The sequence below is a fragment of the Bradyrhizobium sp. LB13.1 genome, from assembly GCF_054056815.1.
The window spans coordinates 5680172-5701892 of the sequence record NZ_JBSRYQ010000001.1 but is presented as its reverse complement, the minus strand read 5'-3'; the positions used below and the strand labels follow the sequence as shown (position 1 = coordinate 5701892).

General features: G+C 64.2%; 18 protein-coding genes and 4 pseudogenes. 16 read left to right on the top strand and 6 right to left on the bottom strand.

The window, feature by feature from the left end; all coding sequences use genetic code 11:
• The first annotated feature begins 7 nt into the window (after positions 1–7).
• The 5 genes and pseudogenes from ACVWYI_RS27765 to ACVWYI_RS27745 all read left to right on the top strand — a co-directional run bounded on the left by ACVWYI_RS27765 (position 8) and on the right by ACVWYI_RS27745 (position 4182).
• Entirely contained in the window at positions 8–466 is a 459-nt protein-coding gene (locus tag ACVWYI_RS27765; protein ID WP_247456121.1) for a nuclear transport factor 2 family protein, read from the top strand.
• A 17-nt stretch (positions 467–483) separates the two neighbouring features.
• Positions 484–1218 (top strand): annotated as a pseudogene (locus ACVWYI_RS27760) (class I SAM-dependent methyltransferase).
• 720 nt (positions 1219–1938) lie between these two features.
• The gene (locus ACVWYI_RS27755) at positions 1939–2718 is read left to right on the top strand and encodes a 2-keto-4-pentenoate hydratase (RefSeq protein WP_354103878.1); all 780 of its coding nucleotides are present in this window, start codon (positions 1939–1941) and stop codon (positions 2716–2718) included.
• A gap of 809 nt (positions 2719–3527) precedes the next feature.
• Positions 3528–3851, top strand: a complete 324-nt coding sequence (locus tag ACVWYI_RS27750; RefSeq protein WP_456664581.1) for a type II toxin-antitoxin system RelE/ParE family toxin — start codon at positions 3528–3530, stop codon at positions 3849–3851.
• 4 nt (positions 3852–3855) lie between these two features.
• Positions 3856–4182 (top strand): helix-turn-helix domain-containing transcriptional regulator, encoded by a 327-nt coding sequence (locus ACVWYI_RS27745; RefSeq protein WP_247351964.1) that lies wholly within the window; start codon positions 3856–3858, stop codon positions 4180–4182.
• A 275-nt stretch (positions 4183–4457) separates the two neighbouring features.
• Here the strand turns inward: ACVWYI_RS27745 and flgH are convergent, their stop codons facing one another.
• From flgH to flgF, 4 genes and pseudogenes are all read right to left on the bottom strand, one after another.
• Positions 4458–5222 (bottom strand): flagellar basal body L-ring protein FlgH, encoded by a 765-nt coding sequence (gene flgH / locus ACVWYI_RS27740; protein WP_247351962.1) that lies wholly within the window; start codon positions 5220–5222, stop codon positions 4458–4460.
• Positions 5223–5225: 3 nt separating this feature from the next.
• The gene (gene flgA / locus ACVWYI_RS27735) at positions 5226–6368 is read right to left on the bottom strand and encodes a flagellar basal body P-ring formation chaperone FlgA (RefSeq protein ID WP_456663710.1); all 1143 of its coding nucleotides are present in this window, start codon (positions 6366–6368) and stop codon (positions 5226–5228) included.
• A gap of 10 nt (positions 6369–6378) precedes the next feature.
• Positions 6379–7167 (bottom strand): flagellar basal-body rod protein FlgG, encoded by a 789-nt coding sequence (gene flgG / locus ACVWYI_RS27730; protein ID WP_211397591.1) that lies wholly within the window; start codon positions 7165–7167, stop codon positions 6379–6381.
• A 16-nt stretch (positions 7168–7183) separates the two neighbouring features.
• Positions 7184–7946 (bottom strand): annotated as a pseudogene (gene flgF / locus ACVWYI_RS27725) (flagellar basal-body rod protein FlgF).
• A 380-nt stretch (positions 7947–8326) separates the two neighbouring features.
• Between flgF and fliL the strand changes: the two are divergent.
• The 5 genes from fliL (at position 8327) to ACVWYI_RS27700 (ending at position 16065) form a co-directional block, all read left to right on the top strand.
• Entirely contained in the window at positions 8327–8818 is a 492-nt protein-coding gene (gene fliL / locus ACVWYI_RS27720) for a flagellar basal body-associated protein FliL (RefSeq protein WP_247351957.1), read from the top strand.
• 19 nt (positions 8819–8837) lie between these two features.
• Positions 8838–10040, top strand: coding sequence for a flagellar motor switch protein FliM (gene fliM, locus ACVWYI_RS27715; RefSeq protein ID WP_456663709.1), 1203 nt, complete (start codon positions 8838–8840; stop codon positions 10038–10040).
• The gene (locus tag ACVWYI_RS27710; protein ID WP_456649293.1) at positions 10037–10483 is read left to right on the top strand and encodes a DUF6468 domain-containing protein; all 447 of its coding nucleotides are present in this window, start codon (positions 10037–10039) and stop codon (positions 10481–10483) included. Before fliM ends, ACVWYI_RS27710 begins: the two co-directional genes overlap by 4 nt.
• 9 nt (positions 10484–10492) lie before the next feature.
• A complete protein-coding gene (locus ACVWYI_RS27705; protein WP_247351952.1) occupies positions 10493–11242 on the top strand; it encodes a MotE family protein in 750 nt (249 codons plus the stop codon).
• A gap of 1094 nt (positions 11243–12336) precedes the next feature.
• The gene (locus ACVWYI_RS27700; RefSeq protein ID WP_456663708.1) at positions 12337–16065 is read left to right on the top strand and encodes a tetratricopeptide repeat protein; all 3729 of its coding nucleotides are present in this window, start codon (positions 12337–12339) and stop codon (positions 16063–16065) included.
• Between the two features lie 53 nt (positions 16066–16118).
• Here the strand turns inward: ACVWYI_RS27700 and fliP are convergent, their stop codons facing one another.
• Together fliP and ACVWYI_RS27690 are read right to left on the bottom strand one after the other, a co-directional pair.
• Entirely contained in the window at positions 16119–16877 is a 759-nt protein-coding gene (fliP, locus tag ACVWYI_RS27695; RefSeq protein ID WP_456663707.1) for a flagellar type III secretion system pore protein FliP, read from the bottom strand.
• A complete protein-coding gene (locus ACVWYI_RS27690) occupies positions 16874–17824 on the bottom strand; it encodes a flagellar biosynthetic protein FliO (RefSeq protein WP_456663706.1) in 951 nt (316 codons plus the stop codon). The genes fliP and ACVWYI_RS27690 overlap by 4 nt, the downstream gene beginning before the upstream one ends.
• 347 nt (positions 17825–18171) lie before the next feature.
• Here ACVWYI_RS27690 and flgB point away from each other — a divergent pair, with 347 nt between their 5' ends.
• From flgB to flhB, 6 genes and pseudogenes are all read left to right on the top strand, one after another.
• Positions 18172–18576 carry a flagellar basal body rod protein FlgB gene (gene flgB / locus ACVWYI_RS27685; RefSeq protein ID WP_247351945.1) on the top strand — a complete coding sequence of 135 codons (405 nt, stop codon included), beginning with the start codon at positions 18172–18174 and terminating at the stop codon, positions 18574–18576.
• A gap of 76 nt (positions 18577–18652) precedes the next feature.
• Positions 18653–19078 (top strand): flagellar basal body rod protein FlgC, encoded by a 426-nt coding sequence (gene flgC / locus ACVWYI_RS27680; protein WP_027567607.1) that lies wholly within the window; start codon positions 18653–18655, stop codon positions 19076–19078.
• A 16-nt stretch (positions 19079–19094) separates the two neighbouring features.
• Positions 19095–19404, top strand: a pseudogene (gene fliE, locus ACVWYI_RS27675) (flagellar hook-basal body complex protein FliE).
• A gap of 134 nt (positions 19405–19538) precedes the next feature.
• A pseudogene (gene fliQ, locus ACVWYI_RS27670) lies at positions 19539–19803 on the top strand (flagellar biosynthesis protein FliQ).
• A gap of 17 nt (positions 19804–19820) precedes the next feature.
• Positions 19821–20591, top strand: coding sequence for a flagellar biosynthetic protein FliR (gene fliR / locus ACVWYI_RS27665; protein ID WP_247351941.1), 771 nt, complete (start codon positions 19821–19823; stop codon positions 20589–20591).
• Between the two features lie 11 nt (positions 20592–20602).
• Entirely contained in the window at positions 20603–21682 is a 1080-nt protein-coding gene (gene flhB, locus ACVWYI_RS27660) for a flagellar biosynthesis protein FlhB (protein WP_456649296.1), read from the top strand.
• Positions 21683–21721: the final 39 nt, after the last annotated feature.

The window sequence follows — 21721 nt, the reverse complement described above, 5'->3', positions numbered from 1 at the left end:
GACATCAATGGTCTACAGTCTAATTGTCAAAAAAGAGATCCGCAGGAGCTTCGATCATGTCAACAACCAGCGTTGGGATGATGCTGCAAAAGGCCTAACACCAAACGCGTATCACTGGGTTGCCGGAGATCATGCGTTGGGGGGTGAGCGACATGGAAAGCAATCCGTGAAGCAGTGGTTCGAGCGCATGGGCCGTGTTTTCCCGAAGCTGCACATAGATGTTGAGCAGGTGGAGGTGACGGGTTGGCCATGGAATACCACAGTGTTCGTCAAGTGGCGGGCCAACGCGAGGCTACTTGACGGCCAAAGCTCGTATGTGAACAGAGGCGTCCACGTCTTCAAGTTGCGATGGGGCAAGGTTTATTCGATTGAGGAATACTTCGACTCGCAGGCTGCAGAAAGAAGCCTCGCTATCCAAGCTCGTGCCGGTTTGGATGAAGCTGCGGCTGGACCAATCGTGAGCTAACGCTGATCATTCGTGTGATGCCGCCATCAGCCTATCAGGTCGCCGACTGGAATGGCCAAAGCGGGGAGCGCTGGGTCGCCCACCAGGCCCGGCTCGACGCCAGGCTGGCGGTGCTCGGCCAGGCCGCGATCGAAGCCGCCGCGCCCGCGACGGGCGAGCGCGTGCTGGACGCCGGCCCTGTTCCGGGTAGCCGACGCCAGCAGCGCCGAGCTGCCCGAGGGCGCGTTCGACATCCTGTTCTCGCGTTTCGGAGTGATGTTCTTCGACGATCCGACAGGGGCGTTCGCGCATATGCGCCGCCCGCGCTCCGGCCGGGCGGCCGGGTCGCATTCGTCTGCTGGCGCGGTGCGACCGAAAACGATTGGATGCGCCTGCCGATGGGCGCGATCAAGGGTATCGTCCCGCCGACGGCGCCGCCCGATCCCGAAGCGCCCGGTCCATTCTCGTTCGGCGACCGGGGGCGGGTGGGTCGGATCCTGACGGCGGCCGGGTTCACCAATATCGCTATCGCGCCCTTCGATGCTTCCGTCCCGTTTGGCGAGGGCGCGACGCGGGACGCGGCGATCGACGACGCGGTGAAGATGACGTTGGAGGTCGGCCCGCTGTCGCGCGCGCTTGCTGATCAGCCCGACGACATCCGCGCCCGCGCCTCGGCCGCGGTTCGTGCCGCCTTCGCGGGCCGCCCCGGCGAGCGGTCGGTGATGATCGACAGCGCGACGTGGATCGTCACGGCGCGCAATCCGGCGAGCTGAGCGATTAACAGGGGAGACGCCCCGCTCGCGCCTTCTTCGATGAGTTTGCGGATTCACGGATTCAGGCCCCTGTTCACCTCGGGTCACAAGCGCTCAATTTCAATGCCTTGCGAGCAGCGACTCGATCCTATCGTCAAAGGCCTCCGATTGCCCCGTTCTTAAGGTCAAACACGACTCGCTCATTCGGCGGGGTATCAAGCAAATTCAAGGGCTTAGACGACTCGTTCTTAATGTGGTCGCATATTGGATGCAAAGCGCCGTTTCGCGCCGTGATTAGCATTTTGCCTGTCGCTTGCAACCCCGCGGCGCGCGAGCGCAATCGCGAAAAGTGAATCGTAATCAATGGGCTGGACTTAACTCCTCCGAGCTCACGTGAGTTCGGATGAGCAACAGCCTTCACTTCGGGTGCGGGAGGTTTCGCGAGTCGCGTCAACGACATCGACTCGAATGCTGAGACACCGATCCAGCAGCTTCACGCGTCGCTGCAATCAGGCCTGTTGCGCCCCTAAAAGGCGCGCTTCCCCATAAAGCCTGGACCAGTTCAATATTTCCTTAAACGCTGGCAGCAGAGGCTGTCCCATGTGATGTGGCCGATCTGCGTCCGCAGCTCATCCAGCTTGGGCTGGCAATGACGTGCTGCCGTGCGGCCCCGCGCTTGTCACACCCCGGCGGGGATGCTGAAGTGCCGCCCTCGATTGCGTAGCGTGGGAGGCGGCGCCAATGGACAATATTCTCAAAGCCGCAAAGGCGATTGCGCTCGCGCGCCGCAACCACGCGCCGCTCGCGGCGCTCGAAGTTCCTCCGGCCGATGAAGCCGAGGGCTATCAGGTCCAGCGCGCGCTGCACGATCTGCTGCTGCCACATGTCGGCCCGCTCGTCGGTTACAAGATCGGCTGCACCAGCCAGGTGATGCAGGATTATATCGGCATTCCGCACCCTTGCGGTGGCGGCGTGTTCAAGAAGGGCGTGCACGAAAGCGGCGTGCAGCTTGCGGCTGCCGACTATGTCCGGGTCGGCGTCGAATGCGAAATCGCCGTGCGGCTCAAGCGCAATCTTGCCGCCAGCGAGGCGCCGTTCACGGCCGAATGGGTCGGCGAGGCCGTCGAGGCCTATCATCCCGCGATCGAGATCGTAGACGACCGCTATGTGAAGTGGGAGACGATGGGCGCGCCGACCTTGATCGCCGACGATTTCTTCGCCGCCGGCTGCGTGCTGGGTGAGAGGGTGCCGCGCTCGTCCGTGCCGGACCTGAAGGCCGTCAAGGGCCGCGCCATCGTCAACGGTGAGGAGGTCAGCCACGGCACCGGCGCCGACGTGCTCGGCCATCCCCACAACGCACTCGCCTGGCTCGCCAACCATCTCGCCGCCGAGGGCAAGGGCTTGCACGCGGGACAGCTCGTGCTGACGGGGAGCCTGGTGAAGACGCTGTGGCTGAAGGCCGGCGACAAGGTGCGGATGGAGCTGGATGGGCTGGGGACGGTCGAGGCGGAGTTTACGTGACGTCTCCGCCGTCATTGCGAGGAACCCGTCGCGACGAGGCAATCCAGAATTTTTCCGCGGCGGCAGTCTGGATTGCTTTCGCTGCGCTCGCAATGACGGAGGTTGGGGCACGATTTCGTTCTTTCAATTTGCATCGCAATTGCGGACGCACCACCACATCCTCGCGGCATCTTCCGCCCGAGTTTTGCAATCGTCTCGCCCTCCTGAAGATCAAGAAGGTGCAGGGAAGGCCGGGCGCCGGCTGGCACCCGCAATCCCGTGTGCGGATCAAACGCGCACGGGTGGATCACAGGTGACGCCGGGACATCCCGGCCTTCCCTGCGCGAATGGTTTTAACGGTGTCCTTCGTGCTCTCCCCGGGGAGCGATGCACTATTGCCCCCGTCGCCATGCAGATGGCTGATGCGCGTGCCCGGTCGGACAGCACACATCACTACAAGACTTGACGCACAGACCCCGGGTGTCAGGACCACACGACTTCTCCGTCCGCGCGCATCCCCGCTCGCATCATCGACGGCTGGCGTGCGCTCACCATCGAAGCCGAACCGGGACGCCGTCAGCGTCGTGTCGTCACGCGAGAGGTTCTGCTCACGGAATACCATCGAAGGATTCCCGCCCTGCAAAGCTCTTCGCGCCCGACGCCGTCGCGTCCACTGCATTCCATCCCTCGTTTCGTGACGGTCGCGAGACGCCCTCTTGTGGGAAGGAACAAAGAGGGAACATAATGAAGCGATCGGAGCGCGTCAACAATAAATTTCTAAAATCCGAAAATTCTGAAATAGAAAATTGGTAACGAATATGGTACCAAAAATCGAGATCGCGGAATACAGCATCGACGGTCGTATCCCGTTTCGGGATTGGTATGACCGGCTCGATGCGCAGGCCGCCGCAGCTGTCGCCGTTGCAATTGGACGACTTGCCGATGGAAATACCTCGAACGTCAAGTCGATCGGTGAGGGCGCGGCCGAACTGAAGATCAACCGCGGCCCCGGCTACCGGGTCTATTTCGGGTGGGACGGCAGCGTGCTGGTGATCCTCCTGGGTGGCGGCACCAAGCAGAGGCAACAGAGCGATATCAGCGTCGCGCTTCGTCGATGGCGTGACTACAAGGTGCGAAAGCGCAATGAGGGATGACCCGATGCCGTTGACCCACAGTTTTCAAGAGACCATTCGCGCGCGGGCAGAGCGCGATCCAACTTTCCGCGAGGCGCTGTTTCAGGAGGCGATGCAGACCCTGTTGCAGGGGGACACCGATTACGGTCGCACCGCGCTGCGGACTTACATCAATGCCACTATCGGTTTCGAACGATTGAGCGAGGTGCTTGATCGTCCGCAGAAGAGTCTGATGCGGATGTTCGGGCCGGGCGGAAACCCAACAATGGGCAACTTGGTGGCGGTGATCCGCGCGCTTCAGGAGGAGACCGGCGTGCATCTGGAGATACGCGCAGTCATGGATGTGGCGTGATGTGCACGCTCTCGCCTCCATCGTTGCGAGGAGCCCTTCGCGACGAAAGCAATCTAGAATCTTTCCGCGGACGCTCCGAATTGCTTCGCCGCGCCCACAATGACGGAGTTTGGGGCAGCGGTGTCGCTACAATTTCTCGCCTCTGACTTGCTTCTTGCAGCCGACGCCGTCGCCAAAATACATGCGGCCCTCGCTAGGGGAGCTAGCGAGGGCCGCGTCGTACATCGTCGTTCGCGCCTAGGTCCGCGAACACGATGTGGGAGCTCGGGAGAAGACTAGAAGGGCAGCAGCACGTCCATGACTTGTTGGCCGTAGCGTGGTTGCTGCACGTCCATGATCTGGCCGCGGCCGCCGTATGCGATGCGGGCCTGCGCGATCTTGCTGGAATCGATGGTGTTGTCGCTCTGGATGTCTTCGGGGCGGACGATGCCGGCGACGATGAGCTCGCGAATCTCGTAGTTGACGCGGATCTCCTGCTTGCCCTCGACCACGAGGTTGCCATTCGGCAGCACCTGGGTGACGACTGCTGCGACGTTGGTCTGCAATGCTTCCTGGCGGTTGACCGAGCCCTTGCCATCGGCGGAGGATGTCGAGTCGGTGGTGAGAAGCCGACCCGGCAGGATCTTGAGTGGCTGCGTGACCGTCTGGCTGCCGATAAAATCGGTAATTCCCGAGTCTTCCTTGGAGGTGCGGCTGCGCTGGGTCTCGTTGGAGAGGTTGGCCTTGTCGGTGATGTTCACGGTGACGGTCAGGAGGTCGCCGACGTGGGTCGCGCGCTGGTCTTTGAAGAAGGCTCGGCTGCCGTTGCGCCACAGCGAGTTCGGATTGTAGGAGGCGACTTCCGGCTTCGGCATCGGCATCTGCACCGGCTTGTAGCCGGGCTGCGTCGTCGGGTTTTCGATCGCCGCGAGCTTCGGCTGCTCGCCGATCTGCGACAGGCGGTCGATCGAGGAGCAGCCGCTCGCCAGCGCGCAAGTCGCCAGCAGCAGGGCAGTAATCGCGATGCGACGAGGACGGGAAGCCGAACTGAAACTGGACATGACTTACTCTGACTTGGCTGGAGCTTGCGAGACGCGAACTGGCGGGATCTGGGCTTGTGCGATCTGGGCCGGGGACGCCGGGGTCTGGATCAGGCTCTGGGCGAGAGCTGCGGCCGTGGGGGCGGGGGCGGGCGTTTCGTCACGCTTGAGCGATGAGGTCTGCTCGACCGCGGCCGGCATCGGCGCGGCCTGGCTGGCGCCCTGGACCGTCACCTGGCCGCGGGCCGTGACCACGCCTGTGAGCGTGCGCTTGGTCTGCAGGTTGAGCACGCTGATGATGTCGCCCTCGGCGCCGCTCTCGATCGCCTTGCCGCGCGTGGTGAGATAGATCCCGGGGACCTGGTAGATGACCGTGACGTTCTGGTCGCGCTGCACGAATTCCGGCTTGACGATATCGGCGACGCGGATCGGCATCCCCGCCCGCATCGGTCGGCGGAGCTGCATGCCGAGCGTCCGATCGCGCGAGGCGGCCTCACCGGTGACCTCGGCCTTCGGCCGGCGTTCCACGGCGACGTCGGAGGACTTCAGGAGATCGGCGCGGTCGATGTCGCGCGTCAGCACGGCCACTTCCACCGTTTCGATCGCATTGCCGGTAAAGCGCAGCTTGGTCGGCGCCGGATTGTTGTCGTTGTTGATCTCGAAGGCGATGTCGAAGCGGCCGCTGCGGGCGTCATAGCGGGTTGCGACCGGCTGCAGCGCGCCGGTGTTAGAGGCATCCAGCCGCATGTCGGCGACACCGCGGTCGAACGTCACGGTGATGTTGGCGGCATCGCCAAGTCCGAAGCGGCGCTCGAGCGCCGAGGCGACCGCGGTTTCGAGGTCCTTGTTCACCAGCGTGCGGGCGAGACGGGTAACCTGGACCTCCTTGATGTCGCCGGTCATCACGCCGATCACCTGCTTTGCACGGAGCACGCTCAGGACGTGGGCGACCGGCAGCGCGCCGGTGGTGCCGAGATCGGGCGAGCGGTAGACCGGGATCAGCGCGGCGGATCCGGCATTGTCGATGAGATCGCCGACCCGCACCACGTCCGAGGTCACGGAGATGCTCGCGCGCAGCGTCGGCGTTGCGATGAAATCGTCGGCGGCCCGTGCAGGCAGCGCCAGCACGAGGAGAGCGGAGATCGTGGCGAGGGTGGTGCGGATCATGGTCATCACCTCAGCGGAACAGCGCCGTGGTCGATTGCATCATCTGGTCGGCGGCGCTGATCACCTTGGCGTTCATCTCGTAGGCGCGCTGGGCGGCGATCAGGTCGCTCATTTCCGAGACGACGTCGACATTGGCCTGCTCGAGGCTGCTCTGGGTGATGTTGCCGAAACCTTCGGCGGTCGCCGTGCCGTCCTGCGGCGGGCCGGAGGAGGGCGTCTCAGTGAACTGATTGTTGCCGACCGGCTGGAGGCCCGCCTTGTTGATGAATCGGGTCAGGCCGATCTGGCCCTGGACCGCCGAGGTCGACGAACCCGGCAGCGTCACCGAGACCTGGCCCTGCACGTTGATGGTGAGACCCGAGGCGTTGTTCGGGATCGTGATCGTCGGCTGGACCGGGTTGCCCTGCGCGGTGACGATGCGCCCCTGATTGTCCATCTGGAAGGTGCCGTCGCGGGTGTACTGGTAGCTGCCGTCGGGCATCAGGATCTTGAAGAAACCTTCGCCCGTGATGGCCATGTCGAGGTCGTTGCCGGTCTGCGACAGCGTGCCCTGGGTCATGCTGCGCGGCGTACCGACGGTCTTGACGCCGCCGCCGATGTCGACGCCGACCGGCAGGATGGTGCCCTGGTCGGACGACTGGGCGCCGACGCGGCGGACGTGTTCGTAGATCAGGTCCTGGAACGCCGCGGTCTGCTTCTTGAAGCCGGTGGTGCGCAAGTTCGCGATGTTGTTGGAGATCACCTGAACGTTGAGTTCCTGTGCCGCCATTCCGGTCGCTGCGGTGTGAAGCGCCTGCATGTCAGTTCTCCCTCAATCAAGCCGGAACGTCGGCGAGTTTCTCGATCGCCGATTTGTGCATGTCACTCTGCTGCTGGAGCAGGTTGGCGATGGCGGTTGTAGCTGCGCATGACTTCGACCATGCGGCTCATCTCACCGACCGAGTTCACGTTCGACTTCTCGACGTAGCCCTGCTGCACGATCGACTTGGTGTCGGCCTGCGCGGTCGCGGAGCCGGCGCTGTAAAGGTTGGCGCCGAGCTTGGTCAGCTTGGCCGGGTCGTCGAACGCGGCCATGCGGATCTTGCCGCGGATCGAGTCGTTCTTGGCCGTGCCCTCAAGCACGGTGACAGTGCCGTCGGGGGCGACGTTGATGTCGTGGTCGGTCGGCTGGAAAGTGATCGGGCCGCCGGTGCCGAGCACGAGGTTGCCGTCGGAGGTGACGAGCTGGCCGGTGCTGTTGAGCGAGAATTTGCCGTCGCGGGTATAGCGCTCGGCGCCATTGGCCTGCACCGCGAAATAGGCGTCGCCGCTGATCGCCATGTCGAGCGGATTCTTGGTCGGCTCCATCGGCCCCTGGCTGACGTCGCGGAAGGTGCCGCGGTCCTGCACATAGGAGACCCGGCGGTCGGAGCCGACGAAATTGTCCTCACGCGCGTTCGAATTGAGGTACTCCTCGAACAACGAATGGTCGGCCTTGAAGCCGTTGGTATTGGCGTTGGCGACGTTGTTGGCGACGACATCCATCTGCCGTTCCAACGTCATCTGCCGTGACAAGCCGATCAGAAGCGCGTTCTGCATCGGAAATCTCCCCTGAGTGAGATCCGCCAGCTCGCTCTCCCAAGCGCCTTGGCCGATCCCGTGAACGAGACCTCGGTTCTCCCAAACCTTAGGTCTCGGCCCTTTCTTAGCGAAAGTCGTGCCAACCGGGAAAATTACGTAAATTCAATCGTTTATCTATTTTCTGAGGGCGCGGGGAGGCGGCAGAAAGGAACTGTTAGCCATGTTTGCCCGGCAGATTTTTCCTAGTGGGAGCCCAATCGAAAGGTTCCGTTAACCATTATTACCGTAGCGTTTGCACATAAGAGGAGCGCACTGCGCTGGGGCATTTGTATCGCGTCACTGTCTGCCAGGAGCTTCGCTCTTTCGATCCCTTTGAGAAATGAACGAGCGCGGCGATCATGGCAGAGAATGAAGCGGAAGGCGGCTCAGGCGCGGAAGCCGCTCCACCGAAGAACAAGCTCAAGATCATCGTCATGGCCGTGGGCCTGCTCGCGGTCCTCGGCGGCGGTGCCGCGACCTGGTTCTTCTTTTTCCGTCACGGCGACGACGAGCATCACGCCGAGGCGGCGCCCCCGCCGAAGCCGCCGGCTTTCGTCGACGTTCCCGACATCATGGTCAACCTCGCCGGTGCGCCGGGCGAGCGCGTGCAATATCTGAAGCTCAAGATCGTGCTGGAGCTGAAGGAAGAGAAGCAGATCGAGGCGATCAAGCCGACGATGCCGCGCATCACCGACATCTTCCAGACCTATGTGCGCGAGCTGCGCTCCTCCGACCTCAATGGCTCCGCCGGCGTCTTCCGTCTCAAGGAAGAGCTGACCAAGCGCGTCAACGCGGCGGTAGCCCCGGTCCAGGTCAGCGCGGTGCTGTTCAAGGAAGTCGTGATCCAGTGAGCATGACGGTCTAGGGATCATGGCAGGCACCGACCAACCGGACCAGGATGCAATTGCCGCCCAATGGGAGGCCTCGCTCGATTCCGAGGATCCCGCCGAGGCCGCGAAGGCTGCTGCCGAAAACGAACTATCCGAGACCATGGCCCTGCAATGGGCGGCCATGGTCGAGGACGGCAGCCGCGATCTCGGCGCCGGCAAGAATTCCGGCGAGCGGGTGCTGTCGCAGGAGGAGATCGACAACCTCCTCGGCTTCACAGCCGGCGACGTCACACTCGACGACCATTCCGGCATTCGCGCCATCATCGATTCGGCGATGGTCTCCTACGAGCGTCTGCCGATGCTCGAAATCGTCTTCGACCGCCTGGTGCGGTTGCTGACGACATCCTTGCGCAATTTCACCTCCGACAACGTCGAAGTCTCGCTCGACCGCATCACCTCGGTGCGCTTCGGCGACTACATGAACTCGATCCCGCTGCCCGCCGTCCTCACCGTCTTCAAGGCCGAGGAGTGGGACAATTTCGGCATGGCGGTGGTCGATTCCAGCCTGATCTACTCGATGATCGACGTGCTGCTCGGCGGCCGCCGCGGCTCGAGCCAGCTCCGCATCGAGGGCCGGCCCTACACCACGATCGAGACAGAGTTGGTCAAGCGGCTGGTCGAGGTGGTCATGGCCGATGCCGAACAGGCGTTCCGGCCGCTGTCGCCGGTGACCTTCACGATCGACCGGCTCGAGACCAATCCGCGTTTCGCCGCGATCAGCCGGCCTGCCAACGCCGCGATCCTGGTGCGCCTGCGCATCGACATGGAAGATCGCGGCGGCAACATCGAGCTCTTGCTGCCTTACGCGACCATCGAGCCGATCCGGGGCGTCCTGCTCCAGATGTTCATGGGCGAAAAGTTCGGCCGCGACCAGGTTTGGGAAGGCCATTTCGCAACCGAGATCGTCCAGGCCGAGATCTCCGTCGACGCCGTGCTCTACGAAGCCGACATTCCGCTCAAGCAGCTGATGCGGCTGAAGGTCGGCGACACGCTGCCGCTGGACATGCGCGCGGATGCCAATGTCACTGTTCGCTGCGGCGACGTCGCGATCACCGAAGGACGCATGGGCCGGGTCGGCGATCGCGTCGCGATTCGGGTGACGAAACCCCTGCGCAAGCCAAGTACGACACTTGCGATGTTCGAAAAGGTCGACGAGCAGAACAAGATGATGGAGGCCCCATGAACCACTCCCTGGGAATGGCGATCGAGACGCTGGTGGCTATCCTGCTGATGCTGACCATCTTCTACTGCGTGATGCTCAACAAGCGGCTGACGCGGCTGAAGGCGGACGAGCATTCGCTGAAGGCGGTCATCGGCGAGCTGATCACCGCAACCGAGATCGCCGAGCGCGCGATCGGCGGGCTGAAGCTCGCCGTGCGCGACGTCAACGAGAACCTCGGCAGCCAGCTTGTGGCGGCGACGCAGATGTCCGAACAGCTCTACAAGCAGCTCGGTGAAGCCGACAACGTGGTACGGCGCCTGTCCAAGATCGCGATCGCCGCGCGTCCCATGACGAACCCGGAAATGGTCGCCGCGCCCGCAGCCAAGCCTTCGTCGGCGAAGGCGGTGGCGGCTGCGGCCGAAGCCTTCTCCGAGCGCCGACGGTCCAACGGTCTTGCCGCATAAAGTCAGGGTATGAAGTCCTTTCGCAACATCCGCGTCATCCCGATCGTGCTGGTTGCCGTCGCTGGCCTCGCCACGCTGAAGGTCGCGGGCCTCGTGCTCAATGGCGGCTATGTCTTCGACTACAAGCCGAACCAGGTCAAAAAATCCTGGGCGCAGGAGAATCTGAACTTTCCGAGCAGCCGCGAGGACCCCGACATTACGGGCTCGACCCACGGCGCGCCGAAGCCGGCCGCGCCCGAGACCAAGCCCGAAGGCACCGTGGTCAAGGTGGAGGAAGCCCAGCCGCAGATCTCGGCCTCGGAGCGCGCAATCCTGGAACGCTTGCAGTCGCGCCGCCAGGAGATCGAGGCCCGCCAGCGCGAGATCGACATCCGCGAGAGCCTGTTGAAATCCGCCGAGAAGCGCATCGAAAACAAGGTCGAGGAGATGAAGGCGGTGGAAACCCGCATCTCCGCGACCCAGGCCGAGCAGAAGGCCGCCGAAGCCCAGCGCATGAAGGGCCTCGTGACCATGTATGAGGGCATGAAGCCCAAGGACGCCGCGCGCGTGTTCGACCGCCTGGAGATGGGCGTGCTGATCGAGATCGCCTCGCAGATCGCGCCGCGAAAGATGTCGGACATCATGGGACTGATGTCGCCAGAGGCCGCCGAGCGGCTGACGGTCGAGATGGCCCGCCGGGCCAACGGCGGCGGCGATCAGTCCGCCTCGGCCGGCGATCTGCCCAAGATCGACGGCAAGCCGACGCAAAAGCCGAATTGAGGGCTCAAGAGGCGCGGCACACCGCGGCAACCTGCGCGTTGTCGCGCGGCCGTTCGGCCAGCGCGCGGCTAGACGCCCTGCGTGTCTAGCTTGCGTGCCGCTGTTGAACCCTGCGACCGGCCGAGCTCAACGGTTTCTCGACGGGAAGGAGGGTCTCGCAGTGCTGCTTGATCAGCGCCGCCTTCGTCATTCGAGTGACGAGATGCAAGGTGCTGTGGCAGCAGGAGCACTCGTATACCTTGAGGGCATAGCCCCGCGCGATTGGAAAGACGGCTACGACCGTTCTTGTCCGGCTGCATACAATGCAGTTGGCTTCTCCGCTCATTGATTGCCCCCCAAAAGTCGACCAATCGAATTCGCATCGCCGTGATCACATTGATTCAGAGTCGTTGATGGACCGCAACACCTTTGGGGTTGTGCGCGCATAATCGGCAACCAAGCACGCAGATCAAACACGCAGATCAAACACGCCTGGGAGTGGGGTGATCGCCGCGAGTTGACTTCCTTGCCGCACGGAGCGATTCGACTCGCGTTGCGGATGCAGCCGAAGCAAGCGGCATCTTCTGAGGCTGCGATGAGTTGACGCGTACAAATGTGAAGTGGAGTACAGTGGCGCTGAAGCGTTCGTCCTAGGCTTCCGCCATTCGCAATCAGCAGCGCGGGAGGAAGCTATGAATTACTCGTCCGTAGCAGAACGCGCAATCGAAGCCGTCAATCGGCTACTCATCGCAGCAATGACGTTCGCATGGACGTCCGCGCTAGACCATCAGCATGCATGGCCGCCGCAAGAGGAAGAAGACGACTCTGATGACGCTTGTCTCGAGCGGGAGCACTCCTCGGCGCCGGATTGCGCGGGAAAGCAACACTGAAGGCGTGATTGGCGTCGCCGGTCGATGCCAATCGCGGGCCTTGAGGTGCGGGCGACGGCCGGATGTTAACACCTCCCTAACCACTTGCTCTCCAAATTCGCAAGGGCGAACGCTTCAGCCCGCATCCAGGGCGTCGCGACACGCTGCGCCGGGATCAGTCGTCATTACAGCATTAACAAGTCCTTAATTGGCAAAACCTACAGTCGAGGGCAGGGGTCGGCACCAATGCCGGCGTGGACCGTCGAACCGGAAGAAATGCTGCCAATGGCGCGAGAGGCTGCCGCTGGATTTGTGTCGCGAGCCCGCGCTTTGGCGCGGGGGCTGTCGCGTCACGTCCGGGTGGCGCCGCTACTGGCAGCAAGCCTCCTGATCGGCTTCAGCGCACCGTCCCGGGCGGCCGATACTGTCAGGGGCGAGGCGACTTTCTCGGCCGCGGGCGGCTTTGCCCGTCTCGTGATCAAGCTCGGCGAGGACGTCCCCTCCGAGGTGACGACGGCCGGTTCCATTCTCGTTATCCGCTTCGACCGGACGGTCGATGTTCCCGTCGATCGCGTCCCGGAAGGCGCGCCCGACTACGTCAACTCCGCCCGCCGCGATCCCGACGGCGGCGCCATCCGCCTGTCGCTGGCGCGGCGCGTCACCGTCAACACCATGAATGCCGGCGAACGCACCTTCATCGACCTCTTGCCGGAGGGTTGGAAGGGACCGCCGCCGAGCCTGCCCATGGACGTGGTCAAGGAACTCGCCGAGCGCGCGCGCGTCGCCGAACGGGCCCTGCGCGCCCAGCGCGCCGCGGCCGAGAGCAAGAAGCGTCCGCAGATCCGCGTGCGCGCTTCGGTGCAGCCGACCTTCGTCCGCTTCGTGTTCGAGATGCCCGACGGCGTGGGCGTGTCCTCCGTGCTCAACGAACAGAAGCTGACGCTCGCCTTCAACGCCAACCTCAATTTCGATCTGGCGGACGCGGTCGTCGCAGCGCCGCCGAACGTCGCCTCGATCAAGCAGAAGGGCGACATCGACCAGACCAGTGTCGAGATCGCGCTGATCGGCGATTCCGACGTGCATTCATTCCGCGACGACAAGAACTACGTCGTCGACATTTCCTTCCAGCCGGACAAGGGCAAGATCGCCGCGACAGCCGAGGCCGCGATCGCGCAGGCCAAGCCCGCCGCCCACGGACCTGCGCCTGCGCCTGAAAAGCCGGCGGCCGAGAAGCCGAAGGACGCCCATCGCGAGATTGCACCGCCGACCTCCGAGGCGATCGCGCGCGAAGCCAAGATCGATGTCAAGCCCGAGGTGAAGCCGGAAGCGCCGGCCGCCATGCCGCCCGTTGAAGCGCCGAAATCGGCGCCGGCTCCCGCGGCCGAAGCGGAGCACGCTGCGCCTGCCAAGCCCGTCATGGCCGAAGCGCCCAAAGAGGTTGTGAAGGAAGCCGCCAAGGAGACTGCGAAGGATCCGGTCAAGGAAGCCGTCAAGGCTGCGCCGGCAGAGGCGCCTGCCGCGCCGCAGCCCACTGTTGCCAGCGTCGATGCCCGCCGCGACAGCGACGGCCTGCGCGTGACTTTCCCGCTTCAGGTCGCAACGCCTGCGGCGGCGTTCCGCCGTGGCGACACCGTTTGGCTGGTGTTCGATACGCCGACGCCGATCGACGTCGAAGCGATCCGCACCAAGGGCGGTGCGATGATCGGCGACGTCGGCCGCATCCCGCTCGACAAGGGACAGGCGGTGCGTATCCGTCTCACCCGGCCGCTGGTCTATTCGCTGACGAGCGAGGAGGTCGGCAAGGAGACCAACTGGCTCCTGACCCTCGCCGACAAGATCCAGGCGACGCCGCTGCCGCTGATGATGTCGCGCAACATCACCGACCCCGCGCTTGCCAACATCGCGATCCCCTTCGCCAATCCGGGCCTTCTGCACAAGCTCACCGATCCCGACGCCGGCGACACGCTCTATGTCGTCACCGCGCAACGTCCGGTGCGCGGCTTCATCAAGCGGCAGGACCTGGTCGATCTCGCGTTGCTGGAATCCGCGCACGGCATCGCGATCCGGCCGAATTCCGACGAGGTCGCCGTCGAGGTCGGGGCGGACAAGGTCATCCTCGGCAAGAAGGGCGGGCTGACGCTGTCGCCGGTCGACATCTCGGCCGAGCGCGCCCCGACCGCAGTGCGGCCGATCTTCAACCCCGAAGGCTGGCGCAAGGGCCAGTCGGAAAACTTCATAGCGCGCCAGAACGACCTGATCACGGCGATCTCCATCGTCGAACCGGCGCTGCGTTCGCTGCCGCGGCTCGACCTCGCGCAATTCTACATGTCGCGCGCGATGTATCACGAGGCCAAGGCCGTCACCGAATTGATGCTGGCTGATCCTCTCAACAAGGAGGAGAGCGGTGCGCTGATCATGCATGCGGTCGCAAGCATCCTGATCGGCAGGCCGGCGCAGGGCCTCAAGGACCTCGCCAACCCCGTGATCGGCAACAGCCACGATTCCCAGCTCTGGAAGGCGCTCGCCTATGCGCGTCAGGGCAAATGGGCCGATGCGCGCGAGAAATTCAAGAACGTCGAATTCGCCATCGCCTCGCTGCCGCTCGACATCCAGCGCATCGTGACGATGGAGGCGATGCGCGCTTCGCTCGAGGTGAAGGACTATGCCGGCGCCTCCAAGCGCCGCAGCGAGCTCGAGGTGGTCGGCGTCCCGCCCGAGGCCGCTCCCGGCTTCGCTGTGCTGCGCGGCCGGCTCGCCGAGGCGCTCGGCCACGACAAGGACGCGCTCGACGACTACAAGTTCGCAGTCGGCTCGACCGACCGGCCGGCCGCGGCCGAGGCCAAGCAGCTCGAGGTCGCGCTGCGACAGAAGCGCGACGAGATCAGCAAGGAGGATGCGCTGCGCGAGCTCGAGACGCTCTCGATGACCTGGCGCGGCGACTCCATCGAGGTCAAGACGCTTCAGATGCTGTCGCAGATCTATTCGGAGAACGGGCGCTACCGGGACGCGCTCACCGCGGCGCGTACCGCGACGAAGCTGCAGCCGAACGCGGAAGCCTCGCGGCAGGCGCAGGACCTCGCCTCCGACCTGTTCACGCAGATCTTCCTGGGGCCAAAAGGCGACGAGCTGCCGCCGGTCGAAGCGCTCGGGATGTTCTACGAGTTCCGCGAGCTGACGCCGATCGGCCGCCGCGGCGACGAACTGATCCGACGCCTCGCCGACCGTCTCGCCTCGATCGATCTGCTCGACCAGGCCGCCGAGCTCCTGCAATACCAGGTCGACCACCGCCTCGAAGGCGCGGCGCGTGCACAAGTTGCCGCGCGCCTCTCCATGATCTATCTCGCCAACCGCAGACCCGACATGGCGATTACGGCGCTGCGCGCGAGCCGCATCAGCGACCTCTCCGGCGAGCTCAGGCAGCAGCGCCTGCTGCTGGAGGCGCGCGCGCAGAGCGACGTCGGCCGCCACGATCTCGCGCTCGACATCGTCTCCAACGTCTCGGGACGTGAAGTGCTGCGCCTGCGCTCCGACATCTTCTGGGCCGCGCGGCGCTGGCGTGAATCCGCCGAGCAGATCGAGCTCTATTACGGCGAGCGTTTCCGTGACTTCAAGCCGCTCAACTCGGTGGAGAAAAGCGACATCATTCGCGCTGCCGTCGGTTATGCGCTGGCTGACGACTCGATCGGCGTGTCGCGCTTCCGCGAGAAATACGCGCCGCTGATGAGCGAGAGCGCCGATCGGCTCGCCTTCGACATCGCGAGCAAGCCGTCCGGCGCCTCCAGCGCCGAATTCGCCGAGATCGCCAAGCTGGCTGCCAGCGTCGACACGCTCGACGGCTTCCTGCGCGAGATGAAGCAGCGCTTCCCCGACGCCACCGCCCGCGCGCCGGCCTCGCCGCAGGCCAAGGACGAATCCGACCACACCGGCTCGCTGCCCACGATCCCCGTCGTGCGACAGATCAAGATGACGCGTTAGGAACCCCGCTACCTCTCGCCTCTCGACCTTCGCGGGCATGACGGCGGTGGAGATTACCCCCCGTAGCTCTGCACAAGGCTTCCCGCTACCAGCGACCAGCCGTCGACCAGCACGAAGAAGATCAGCTTGAACGGCAGCGAGATGGTTGCCGGCGGCAGCATCATCATGCCCATCGACATCAGCACGGAGGCGACGACGAGGTCGATGATCAGGAAGGGAAGGAACAGCAGGAAGCCGATCTCGAAGGCACGCTTCAGCTCGGAGATCATGAAGGCGGGGACCAGGATGCGTAAGCCGAGTTCGTCGGGGGTGGCGGGTGGCGGCTCGCCGGAGAGATCCAGGAACAGCTTGAGGTCCTTCTCGCGTACGTTCTTCTGCATGAAGCCGCGCAGGGGGACGGAGGCGCGCTGAAGCGCGTCCTCGACGCTGAGCTGATTGGCGACGAGCGGGCGGATGCCGTCGTCGTAGGATTTCTGCAACACCGGTCCCATCACGAAGAAGGTAAGGAACATCGCCAGCGCGATGATCACCGAGTTCGGCGGAGCGGTCGCCGTGCCCATCGCGGTGCGCAGCAGTGACAGCACGACCACGATGCGCGTGAACGACGTCATCATGATCAGGATCGACGGTGCGATCGACAGCACCGTCAGCAGCGCGATCAGCTGAATCGCACGCTCGGTGACGCCGCCGCCGCCCGGACTGCCTCCGAGATTGATGCTGATGTCCTGCGCATGCGCCGGCATCGCGAGCGATGCCGCGCCGATCAGGACAGAAAGAAAAAAAACTCTACGCGGGAGGGCCGGCAGCCTCACGAAGACGGCTTTGGACGGCCAAGCAGCGAGGCCATTTCGTCTTCGAGATTTTCAAAGCTGGTCTTTTCCGGGGCCGGCTTTGCGGGTGAGGCCGGTGGTGCCGGCGGTTCGCTGCGGGCCGCACGCGGGGGCTCCGGCGCGACCGGAGGGGCAAGCGTCTCGCCGGCGGGGCGGCGCAGCGCAGCTTCGAGCCGCTGCGCCATCTCGGCGAGATTCTGCTCGGCACTCGATGGCGCCGCAGGAGCGGGCGCCGGCGGCGGAACGGGCGGAGCCTGCGGCACAGGCGGAGGAGGCGCGGCTGCGCGCTCGGGAGGCACCTTCACGGGCTCGCTCTGGCGCGGCGGACGCGGCATCAGAGGGGGTTCGTTGCGGGCAACGCGCGGCGGAATAGGTTCGGGACGCAGCTCGCGCTCGGGGCGCGGCGCGAGCGGCTCGGACATGAAGCCGCCCCGCGGCGGCTCGTTGCGGCGTTCGGCCATGGCGGGAGCGGGCCGGCGCACTTCGTCGGCGAAGGACGGGCGCGCGGGCCGCGGCGGCGGCTCGGGCATCTGCGGTTCGGGATGATCGAGCAGTTCGGGCCGCGGTGCTTCGTCGGCCCAGCCGCTGGTATCAGGCATTGGCGCAAGACGCGGCGGCTCGGCGGCATTCGGACGCTGCGGGAGCTGGTCGCGGCCGGGCGCTGCGCGCACGATGTTGGGCTCGACGACGATGTCGGTGGGGCCGCCGATCATCAGCAGATGCTCGACATTGTCACGCCGGACCAGCACGAGGCGGCGGCGGCCGTCGACCGCGGCGGCATCGATCACGGCGAGCCGGGGCATGCGGCCGCGCTGGGTGTTGGCGCCGAGCCGGCTGGTGGCGAATCGGCGAACCAGCCATGCAGCGACGCCGATCAACGCCAGAACGACGATGAACGCGACGATGAAGGTGATAGGGCTGCCTTGCATACTTGTCCCCGACAAATGGCGCTTCTCTCGTGCCCGTGGTCAGATGCGCCAACCACCGGCATACGATGCCCCAAACTGCGATTTCTTAACGTCCCACGGCAAGTTTTGCCGTCCCCAACTCTTAATAACCTATGAATCGCTCGATCCAAAACGACTTCTTGGCCTGTGCACGCGCCGCCAAGGGGTTGGGTTAATGCCGTTTTGGAAGGCGTAGAATCACGGGGGCGCGCATTCGTGTTCCGGCGGGGGACCTCCGCCCGTGACGTCCTTAACCAGCTGTTAACCATACACGCGGCAAATTCTGCCTAGCTTCGGACTTGGTCCGTGAGGCGGAAGGAGCCGCAACGATGTCAATCAACGATCTCCCGGTGCTGTCGGCGCTTCGCACCAAGATGCAATGGCACCAGGAGCGCCAGCGCGTCCTGTCCGAGAACGTCTCCAATTCCGACACGCCCAAATTCCGGCCACGCGACCTGGTCGAGCCGAAACTGGACAAGGCCGGCGCCGTCACGGGTTCGATGGGCCCCCTGGCGCTCACCCGCACCAGCGGTTCCCACATCGCGCCATCAGGCGGGGCCTCCGGATTCGACCAGAACAAGAATGCGGGTTTTGAGACCCGCCCCGCGGGCAACGCCGTCAATCTCGAAGAGGAGATGATGAAGGCCGCCAGCAACCAGATGGATTATGCGGCCGCGACCTCGCTCTATTCGAAGAGCCTGCATCTGCTCAAGACCGCGATCGGCAAAGGCTAGAGCATGATCCGGAAAAGTGCGCAGCGGTTTTCCGACCAGATCATGCTCAAAAAAGAGAGCTAGGAGGAAGCGCATCATGGCGAATGACAGCAGCGACTTTGCCCGCTCGATGGCGATTGCGACCTCCGGTCTGCGGGCGCAGGCCGGGCGCATGCGGGTGATCTCGGAGAACATCGCGAACGCGGATTCGACGTCGCAGAGTGCCGGCGGCGATCCCTACCGGCGCAAGGTGCCGACTTTCTCCTCCGCGCTCGACCGAACGCTCGACGCGCAGGTCGTCACCCTCGGCCGGATCAAGCCCGACCAGTCGAACTTCCGCACCAAATACGAGCCGAACAATCCGGCGGCGGATGCGACCGGCAATGTCAAATATCCCAACGTGAACTCGGTGGTCGAGATGACCGACATGCGCGACGCGCAGCGGTCCTACGAGGCCAATCTCAACATCATCAGTGCGACGCGCCGGATGATCCAGCGCACCCTCGACATCCTCAAGAGCTGAACAGGACATTTGAGCCATGGCAACACCGACAATTGCCGCCAACGCCTATGCAAACCTCGCCCGCGTGCTGGAGAACAGCGGTGCCGGCAAGGGCAGCGAGCCGAGCGGGCAGTCCTTCGCCTCGCTTCTGAAAGACACCGTCGGCAGCGTCCTGGAGTCCGGCCGCAAATCCGATGCGCAGACGGATGGCGATGGCCGCCGGCAAGGCCAACGTGATGGACGTGGTGACGGCAGTCGCGGACACCGACGTCGCGGTGTCCACGCTGGTCTCCGTCCGCGACCGTGTGATCGCGGCCTATGAAGACATCATGAAGATGCCGATCTGATTTCGACCTCCGTCGTCATTGCGAATCTTTCCAGGGCGGCAGCCTGGATTGCTTCGCTGCGCTCGCAATGACGGGGAGGGGGCGTTCGATCACCGCGAGGCGCGGGGATGAGACTTGAACAAAGGAAGTTGGCAATGACCGGACCGGAAACCCTCGACGTCGCGCGTGATGCGATCTGGACCATCGTGATCGTGTCGTCGCCCCTGATGATCGTGGGGCTCGTGGTCGGCGTCGTCGTGTCGCTGTTCCAGGCGCTGACGCAGATCCAGGAGCAGACGCTGATCTACGTGCCGAAGATTTTGGCGATCTTTGCCACAATGCTGCTGGCGCTGCCGTTCATGGCCGACGCACTGCATTCCCCACATGCTGCGGATATCGTCGCGAATCATCGGCGGCTGAGGCACAATGCGCCGGTCATGCGCATCGACGTCTCGCTGCTGCCGGCGCTTGCCGCCTCCTTCATGCTCGCCTTCGCCCGGGTCGGCGCGATGGTGATGCTGTTGCCGGGCCTGGGCGAGACCAATATCCCGACGCGGATCAAGCTGTCGATCGCGCTGCTGCTCACGCTGATCATCCTGCCGCTGCATCGGAGCGCCTACCACGTCGACATGGAATCGATCGCGGCGCTGCTCGTCCTGATGCTGCATGAGATCGTGATCGGCATCGTGCTGGGGGCGACCGCGCGGGTGACGTTGTCGGCGCTGCAGGTTGCCGGTGCCGTGATCGCGCAGCAGATGGGGCTCGGTTTCGTCACCTCGGTCGATCCGACGCAGGGACAACAGGGCGTGCTGGTCGGCAACTTCCTGACAATACTGGGGGTGACGCTGCTGTTCGCCACCGACAGCCATCATCTGGTGATCGCGGCGCTGAACGACAGCTACGCGATCTTCGCGCCGGGCGAGACCGTGTCGAGCGGCGATGTCGCCGCGCTGGCGACGCGCGCCTTCGCCGCCGCATTCCGCTTGGGTTTGCAGCTTTCCGGCCCGTTCCTGGTGTTCGGCCTCGTCTTCAACATCGGGCTTGGCGTGCTGGCGCGGCTGATGCCGCAGATGCAGGTCTATTTCGTCGGCGTGCCGCTGTCGATCTTCGCCGGTTTCCTGGTGCTCGCCGTGGTGCTCACGGCGATGATGGGCACCTATCTCGACTATTTCATCGGTGTCATGCACCAGATGATGCCACTCAAGTGACCGGGTGATCGATGGCGGAAGACAACGATCCAGAGAGTCAAACAGAAGACCCGACGCAAAAACGTCTCGAAGATGCGCTCGAACGCGGTGACGTTGCCAAGAGCCAGGAGATCAACACCTGGTTTATGATCGCGGGCGCTACGCTTGTGGTATCGAGCTTCTCAGGCTCGGTCGGCAGCGGGCTGATGACGCCGATGCGCAACCTGCTTGCCAATTCCTGGATGATCAAGACCGACGGCCGGGCTCTGCTCGCCCTGATGCAGCAGATCGAAGTCGCGGTGCTCGCGGCGGTCGGCGTGCCGCTGCTGATGCTGGTGCTGGCGGCAATTGCGGGCAACATGCTGCAGCACCGCCTGGTGTGGTCGGCCGAATCCCTCAAGCCCAAATTCAGCAAGCTGTCGCCCGCCGAAGGCCTCAAGCGCATCTTCGGCAAGCAAGCGGCTGCGAACTTCCTCAAGGGTCTGGGCAAACTGATCGTGCTCGGCGCGGTCATGACCACGATCCTGTGGCCGGAGCGGCATCGTATGGAGGCGATGGTCAGGCTCGATCCGGCCGCCATGCTCGGCGCCACCACCAGCCTGACCATTCATCTGCTCGGCGCGGTGGTCGCGGCGCTCGCGATCATCGCCATTGGCGACTATTTTTTCCAGTATCGCAGCTGGTTCCAGCGGCAGAAGATGTCGCTCCAGGAGATCAAGGAAGAGTTCAAGCAGTCCGAAGGCGACCCGCACATCAAAGGCAAGCTCAGGCAGCTGCGCCAGCAGCGCTCCAAGAAGCGCATGATGGCGGCGGTTCCCAAGGCCTCCGTGATCATCACCAACCCGACCCACTATTCGATCGCGCTGTCCTACGAGCGCGGCATGTCGGCGCCGATCTGCGTCGCCAAGGGCGTCGACAACCTCGCTTTCAAGATCCGGGAGATCGCGCGCGAGCACGACATCCCGATCGTCGAGAACGTGCCGCTCGCCCGCGCGCTCTACGCCACCGTCGAGATCGACCAGGAAATCCCGACCGAGCACTACCATGCAGTCGCCGAAGTCATCGGCTACGTCATGCGTCTGAAGAGCGGATTCGGCGCCAGCCGGCAATAAAACCCCTGAAAAGTACTGGACATGGCCGTAATCTGGGAA